Source organism: Cryptosporangium phraense, assembly GCF_006912135.1.
Lineage (GTDB): Bacteria > Actinomycetota > Actinomycetes > Mycobacteriales > Cryptosporangiaceae > Cryptosporangium > Cryptosporangium phraense.
This window is the reverse complement of the sequence record NZ_VIRS01000056.1, coordinates 20,961-28,789: the sequence shown is the minus strand read 5'-3', so window position 1 is coordinate 28,789 and position 7,829 is coordinate 20,961. Positions and strand designations below refer to the sequence as shown.

General features: G+C 66.6%; 3 protein-coding genes and 1 pseudogene. 2 read left to right on the top strand and 2 right to left on the bottom strand.

Translation table 11 applies throughout. The features are described 5' to 3' along the window. Positions 1-2,009 (top strand): tetratricopeptide repeat protein (locus tag FL583_RS38205; protein ID WP_142709802.1); only part of this gene is annotated, 2,009 nt, incomplete at its 5' end. Positions 2,010-2,634: 625 nt separating this feature from the next. Here FL583_RS38205 and FL583_RS38200 read toward each other — a convergent pair. Next, complete coding sequence (locus tag FL583_RS38200; protein ID WP_170324091.1) at positions 2,635-4,212, bottom strand: sensor domain-containing diguanylate cyclase; 1,578 nt, start codon at positions 4,210-4,212, stop codon at positions 2,635-2,637. A 639-nt stretch (positions 4,213-4,851) separates the two neighbouring features. On the opposite strand from FL583_RS38200, the gene phoU reads away from it, so the two are divergent. Continuing rightward, a complete protein-coding gene (gene phoU, locus FL583_RS38195) occupies positions 4,852-5,514 on the top strand; it encodes a phosphate signaling complex protein PhoU (protein WP_142709800.1) in 663 nt (220 codons plus the stop codon). A gap of 164 nt (positions 5,515-5,678) precedes the next feature. Here phoU and tkt read toward each other — a convergent pair. After that, positions 5,679-7,791 (bottom strand): annotated as a pseudogene (gene tkt, locus FL583_RS43295) (transketolase). Between the last annotated feature and the right edge of the window lie 38 nt (positions 7,792-7,829).

The following is a 7,829-nucleotide window of genomic DNA, read 5'->3' as shown; positions in this document are numbered from 1 at the left end:
TCGAATCCCGTCAGGGTGTGGCTGTCTCGATCGAGGGCATGGGCGGCGTCGGTAAGACAGTGCTCGCCGTGCACGGCGGGCACCAGCTTCTGCGGCGCGAGCGCGTCACTCGTGTGTTGTATGTCAATCTGCGCGGCTTTCACCCGGAACAGCCGTCCGCCGACCCGTCGGCCGTGCTCGACGGTTTTCTGCGGCTACTGGGAACGCCTGGAAGTCAGATCCCGCATGAAACAGCCGACCTCGTGGCGCTCTACCAACGCCAGCTCGCCACGCACCCTACGTTAGTGGTCCTGGACGACGTTGCCGGAGAGGACCAGATCCGTCCACTGGTGGGTGCCGTGCCGGGCGGCGTCACGCTGATCACGACCAGGCGCCGACTCACCGGGCTAAACACACTCGCCCTCGACGTCCTCACCCTGGACGAGGCCCGGGAGTATCTGACTGATGCCATTCGCCCTATCCCAGTCGGTGACGATCCATCTGCCGTCGACAGGCTCGCGGGTCGGTGCGGTGGACTTCCTCTCGCGTTGAGCCTCGTGGAAGGGCACATCCGCACGACGCCGGGGTGGACGGTGACCGACCACGCCGACCGGCTGGACGAGCGGCACGTGGCGCGGCGGCTTGAGCCTGCAATCGACATCGCTCTGGGGCAGTCGTACCAGAGCCTGCCGCTTGACCGACAGCGGCTTCTGCGGCTCCTTGCCATACACCCGGGCCCGGACCTCGACCCGTACGCCGCCGCCGCGTTGGTCGACGTCAAGCCGGCCACCGCCGAGGCCATGTTGGAACAGCTGGACCGCGATCACCTCGTGAGTAGCCCAGAACCCGGCAGGTACGTCACGCACGACTTGATCCGCGCGTTTGCCACTGGCCGGAGCTTGGACGAAGACAGCGCCGCGGAGCGCCGGGCCGCATTGACCAGACTGGTCGACCATTACGCCGCCACCGCTTTTGCCGCAGCGGACCTGGTATATCCGGCCGACGCCCAACCCCCACGCGTTTCGGCGTCGGGCGCAAGTTCCCGCGTACCTTTGCCGGACAGCCAGGCGGCCAAGCTCTGGCTCGACACTGAACGGCCGGTTCTCCTCGCCGTATCCACCTGCGCCGCCGCGCAAGACTGGTCACGTCCCGCTGTCGACCTGTCCGTCGCGCTGTTCCGATACCTCAACGATCGTCCCGGAGACGCCATTGCGCTGCACGGCAACGCCAGCGTCGCGGCCCGCAAGTCAGGTGACACCACCGGCGAGGCACTCGCCCACCTCGGACTCGGCGCCGCTCACTGCACGCAGGGCCGCTACCTCGTCGGCGCCGCCGCGCTGCGTCGGGCGCTGAACCTGTTCCGATCCGCCGGTGACGAGCTGGGAGAGGCACGTGCCCTGACCAACCTCGGCGGCGCCCTCTTGTGGCAAGGGGTTCCCACCGAGGCGATCACATACATGAGCGAGGCGCTAGCTCTGTTCCGACAGCACGGCGCCGACCCACACGCCGCCAACGCCCTGACGAACCTCGGATATGCAGAATTGACGAGCGGCCAGCACGCTACCGCTATCGAGCACCTCAATGAGGCCCTCACGGAGCACCGGAAGGTCGGCAGCCTCGTCGGGCGGGCCATTACCCTGACCAATCTCGGAATTGCCGAGAATTCGGTGGGCCAGTCCGAGAGCGCCGCTGCTCACCTGGAATGCGCCGTGACCCTCAGCCGGCAGATCGGTGACCGCACCGTTGAGGTTCACGCGCTGGAGGGTTTGGCGCGTCTCAACCTGGGCCTCGGACACCCCGTCGACGCGATTCCGCCGCTGCGACAGGCCCTCGAACTGTGCCGCCAGGCCGGCTACCGCCGTGGGGAGGTCGTCATCCTTCTCTTGCTCGGTGAAGCAGCCCACAAGGCCGGTGACATCGCGACCTCATCGGAGTCCTACCGCGCCTCGCTCGCCGTCATCGGCGCCACACCCGAGCAGCAGGCCTGCGCTCGAGCCGGACTCCGATCGGGGGACCAGCCCGTTAGGTAGCTGACGTATCAGCGGGCGACCGACCATCGGCGGGAAATCCGGTGCCGACGTGACTGGATTTCCCGGTGCGTGTCTGAACACCTCGCCGGTCGGCATCGTACGCGGCGAATACGACATCCCGGATTCGTGACCCGCGTGTGGGCACGCGGTTGGGCGGCGATGTGATCATTTGCAGAGCGTGTGGGAAGGGGCTCACGACGCTCGGGTGGTCCGCCGCCCCGTTCTGGGAGGCGGAGCTCGGTCTGGGCCGAGCCAACGATGCCGACCTGGGAGTTGACCTGACCTGCCCGGACGACATGTTGCTGGAGCGGTGGTTCCAGCAGCCCGAGAGCGGAGAGCTCGTTTAGTCCATCGGGCGAGACAGACGTGAGCCGACGGCCGACAGTTCGTTGGATATCGCCGGTCAGAGGCGGTGCCAGCGACGTCGTCGTCTGCCTATTCGGAAGCCTTTGAACCTTGCGGCGCCGTCGGGCTTCATCGGCGGCGGTGTCGCCACCGGCCGCAACCGATTTGACGCGCGGGAGAGCGCCGGGGGTGGGCCCGAGCACGCGGCGCCCGACCGCTGCGCTGATCGCGGACCCGCTCAGGGCGTTCACAAGCACGGGAGTTGAAGAATAACCAGGACTCAGATGGATGAGGTCGGTTCCGGGGAGGGGTCAGCTTCGGCGTACTGATTCTTCCCGCTGAGTTTCGCGAAATACATGGCCGCGTCTGCCTCCCGCACAAGGTGATCTGCGGTGACATCCGGATGACCGAGCGCGATGCCGATGCTGGCCGACACCTGCGCCCCCATGCCGTCTACCTCAACGGGTTCCTGGATGACGATGATGATGCGTTCGGCGGCTCTTCGGGCTTCGGTATCGGTGAGGTCGTCGAGTATGACGGCGAATTCGTCACCCCCGAGGCGGGCCACCGTGTCCGAGTTGCGTAGTCCGACACGTAGCCGTTCGGCGACGGCGCGCAAGACGTGGTCGCCGGCCTGGTGGCCGAGTTGGTCATTGACCTGTTTGAAGCCGTCCAGGTCGATGAACAGCACAGCGATTGGCCGGTCGATGAGCGCACGAGCGGCCAGGGCCTGGGTCAGCCGATCGTAGAACAGCGCGCGATTGGCCAGGCCGGTCAGTGGGTCGTGGAACGCAAGGTGGCGTAGTTGCTGCTCGCTCTCTCGGAGCTGACCCTCGACGCGCTCGCGTCGATCGATATCCCGGCGCAGTGCCGCAGTCGCATGCTCGACCTGCTGCAACGCACGGCCACGGCTGCCCGCGAGTACACCCGTCATAACGCCCAGCACGAGAGTCAACGCGGCGCCCGCCCCTAGGGTGAATAGACTCGTGCCGCGGTCGGTGGCCGCCCGCAGGCTGGTCGTCGGCCACAAAGTCAGCTCCCAGCGGCGTTGCCCGACGAACAGGGTGCGATGCCGGGCTAGCGAGTCATCAGCTAGGCGCCGCCCGGATCGCGTAGAGGTGATGATCGTGCGATCGCCGGTAGTCTCAGCCACGGTGGCCTGAACCGCGCCTTGACCTCGTTGGCGCAACGTCTCGGCTAGGAAGTCCTGCCCGCGGACGGGCATGACGACCCAGCCGACGAACCGGTCGGGCAACGCGGGGCCTTGCGGTGTGTAGATCGGTTCGGCGAAGGCGATGGAAGCTTGGCGCTGCCGATCGGGAAGCGTTTGGTCGCGGATGAGGTGATAGGCCGAGCTCACCATCAGCTTGTGGCCTATCCACGCCCGGTCAAGCGTCTGCTCGACCGCTGGGCTCTGCATGACGTCGGTTCCCGGAATGGTGGCGAGACCGTCGAGCGGGCGTTCGTAGATGACGAACGCGTGCTGGGATCTGCTCGGACTGGCACGCAGCGTGAGGCCGGCCGCGCCACGTGACCGCCAAGTCGCTTGCACGGCGGCGATTCGGGGCGTGGCCACCGGCACGACGAAACTGGCGCTTGCTACCCCTGGAAGCTCGGCCGGGTCTAGGCCGGCGGTAATCCGCGCGTAGTCCTCGCTGCGCAGCTCGGATTGGGCGCCTACCGCCGCAGCCAGATAGCGCACCGTCGCGCTGTAGTCGGACGCGCGGTCGCTGACTGCGGCAGCAAGATCGGCGGCATAGCGGTCCATGAGCTGTGCGGCGTAACGGTCCTCGCCCTGGCGAACCACAGTGAAAGCTGCGCCGGTTACCAAGGTGCCGATCGCCAGCACCGCCGTCACCAGACGCAGGCCGGTTCCGTTTCGCCTGGTCCGTCGCCATCGCTTCCGCACATCAGAGGTGATCGGCATGAAAGCGCGGCCGATGATCCATCTGGACGCTCGGTCTTTCGCGGTTAGCGATTGATGAGGGTCGACCAACGCGCTCGCCAACCCTTGCCTGCCGCGTCCCAGACATCTGATTCCGGCTCCGAGGTCGTCGTCGGCCGGCGGTCCGAGCGCGGCGCGTCTGTGGTCACCCGCGCGGCGGGGCGGCGGCAGGCTGCAGTGGTGGGCACAACTAGCTGCAACTGGCGTCATGCCCACCACCACGTTCTCGCGTCGGCCTACGCAACACGAGACACAGTAATCTTCACATAAAGTACTTAAATTACCAATCCCTATGAGGTGATTCGAGACCATGAAATTATCGATAAAAGTAATGATGGTGAGTCGCCCAGCACGTGGAGCGGTGAGTGCTCACCATCCGTCGCCGCACGCAGGTTGCCGTCCGGGTCGCGTGTTCGAAGTCAGCGGTGGTCGACTGCGTGGCAGGCAGGGAAGCCGCTCAGGCCACCCTCCGCTCGCTGATGCGCGGCGCGCGGAGGTGGGAGGATTACCGGCGATCGGGAGGTCGACGGCACAGCTGATACGGGAGCGGTGATGCGGGTTACCTTCCACCGCGAGCTGTCGAGCATCGCCGACGTACTGATCACTATGACCGGACTAGCCGACTCGGCGATGTACTCGGCGACCAGGGCGCTGCTGACCGCTGATTTGGCATTGGCCGACTCTGTCATCGCTGCTGACGCGCACATCGATGTCCTCCACCACGATCTCGAAGAACGCTGCCTGCGGGTCCTCGCCCTACATCACCCGGTCGCGATCGATCTGCGCACTGTGCTAGCTAGCCTGCGGATTGTTTCTGCGTTGGAACGCATGGGGGACCTCGCTCGACATATCGCCACAATCGCCCGCATGCGATACCCCGATCGGGCCGTACCGGCAGACCTCGAGCCGACGTTTGTCGATGCCGGACGAATCGCCAACGCCCTCACCCAACGGGTGGCAGCGTTGCTGGCCGATCACGACATCACCACAGTCGACGAACTGACCGCGATCGATGACCAAATGGACGAGCTCCACCGCAGCGTGTTCACCACGCTACTTCACGAGGATTGGCCGCACGGAATGGTTGCGGCGATCGATGTTGTCCTGCTCAGCCGCTTCTACGAACGGTATGCCGACCACGCGGTCAGCCTTTCCCGGCGAATCGTCGAGCAGGTCACGGGCAATCTTCCCGACCGGGCCAGATCCTCGGGCTAGCCAGGGGAGTTTTCGACTGCTGCGCGGGCTCACATTCACGTCCGCGGCCCCCCTTCGAGATGGTCGACTGCGGCGTCCACTCGGTCTGTGCTTCGCCGCATCCCCTGGTCCCCGATCCCGTGACGCCATCGGGGCCGACCGTCTTGCTCTTCGGGCTCGTCGGTTCAGCGGGGACGGTCTCCCGTCCCCCCGTGAGTTGGTGTCGCCGTTTGCTCGTGCCCGCCGGGGCGGATAGCTCCCGCGGCGTCGTTGATGCTGTCACGAGCGGCAGCGGCGACCGCGTCGGGAGTTATGCCGAATTCACGGTAGAGGCGTTGATAGTCCGCTGACGCGCCGAAGTGTTCCAGGCTGACTATGCGGCCAGCGTCGCCGACGATGTCACGCCAGCCTTGGCCGATTCCGGCCTCGACGCTGACCCGGGCGCGGACGGCAGGCGGCAGCACTTCGTCGCGGTAGAGCTGCGTTTGCTGGGCGAACCATTCCCGGCAGGGCAGCGAGACGACCCGAGCGGTGATTCCGTCGGTGGTCAGCAGCGCTCTGGCGTCCAGTGCGATCTGCACTTCGGAGCCAGTGGCGATCAGAACCACGTCCGGGTGAGTGTCGTCGCCAGCGAGGATGTATCCGCCGCGGGCAGCGCCGACGGCGGCCCGGTAGCTGTCGGGGCCGCGGTTCGGAACGGGCAAATTCTGCCGGGTGAGGATCAGGCCGGCGGGCCGATCGACAAGTTCGAGGACGGTTCGCCAGCAGACGGCGGTCTCGTTGGCGTCGGCGGGCCGGACGACGTCGAGGCCGGGAATGGCGCGCAGTGCGGCGAGGTGCTCGACAGGCTGATGGGCAGGGACGTCTTCGCCCAGACCGATGGAGTCATGGGTCCAGACGTAGACGGCGGGGAGCTGCATGAGCGCGGCGAGCCGCACCGCGGGACGCATGTAATCGCTGAACACGAGGAAAGTGCCCCCGTAGGGGCGGGTGAGGCTCTGCAAAGCGATGCCGTTGAGGATCGCGCCCATGGCGTGTTCGCGAATACCAAAGTGCAGGGTCCGGCCGTAGGGCCCTCCGGTCCAGTCACGGGTCTGCCGGTCGGCCGGGACGAAGGAGGGCTCTCCGCTCATCGTGGTGTTGTTGCTCTCGGCCAGATCAGCCGAGCCGCCCCACAGCTCTGGGAGGACCGGAGCCAGGGCGGTGAGAATCTGCCCGGAGGCCGTGCGGGTGGCCATGCCCTTCGGGTCCGGCGCGAAGGCGGGGAGTGCCTCGGTCCAGCCCTCCGGTAGCCGCCGCCTCTGTAGCCGGTCGAGCAATGCTGCGCGTTCAGGGTGGGCAGTGCGCCACTTCGAGTACTCCGGCAGCCAGTCCTCGTGCAGGCGGGCGCCGCGGTCCACGGCGCTGCGGGCGCGGGCGAGTACCTCGGCGTCGACGGCGAACACAGTGTCAGGGTTCCTGCCGAGCAGGGTCTTGGTGGCGGCGATCTCGTCCTCACCGAGCGCGGAGCCGTGCGCTTTTCCGGTGTTCTGCTTGGTCGGCGCTGGCCAGCCGATAATCGTGCGCAGCAGAATTATCGAAGGGTGCGCGGTCTCGGCCTTCGCCGCCTCGATAGCGGCGAGCAAAGCGTCGACGTCCTCGACGTACTCACCGGTGCTGGTCCAGTCGACGGTCTGCACATGCCAGCCGTAGGCGGTATACCGCGTTTGGATGTCCACGCTGAAGGAGATGTCGGTGTCGTCTTCGATCGAGATGTGGTTCGAGTCGTACAACACCACCAGGTTGCCGAGCTGCTGGTGCCCGGCCAGGAGCTGGCTTCGGCGGTGACGCCCTCCATCAGGTCACCGTCGGAGGCCATCACGTAGACGTGATGATCGAACGGGCTTTCGCCGGGCCCGGCATCCGGGTCGAGCAAACCCCGCTCCCGGCGTGCCGCCAGAGCCATGCCGACAGCGCTGGCCAGGCCTTGGCCGAGCGGCCCAGAAGTGATCTCCACTCCCCGGGTATGCCGGTACTCCGGGTGCCCCGGCGTGGCCGAGTTCCAGGTGCGCAAAGCCTGTGGTCACTGAGCTCCAAGCCATAGCCGGCAAGGTAGAGCTGGATGTACAAGGTCAGGCTGGAGTGTCCGCACGAGAGCACGAACCGGTCCCGGCCGAGCCATTGGTCGTCGTTGGAATCGTGGCGCATGACGATGTGGAAAAGCAGGTAGGCCAAGGGTGCCAGGCTCATCGCGGTGCCCGGGTGCCCATTGCCGGCCTTCTGCACCGCATCGGCGGCCAGCATCCGGGCGGTATCCACGGCGCGAACGTCGACGACGTCCCAGCCGGCGGCATTCG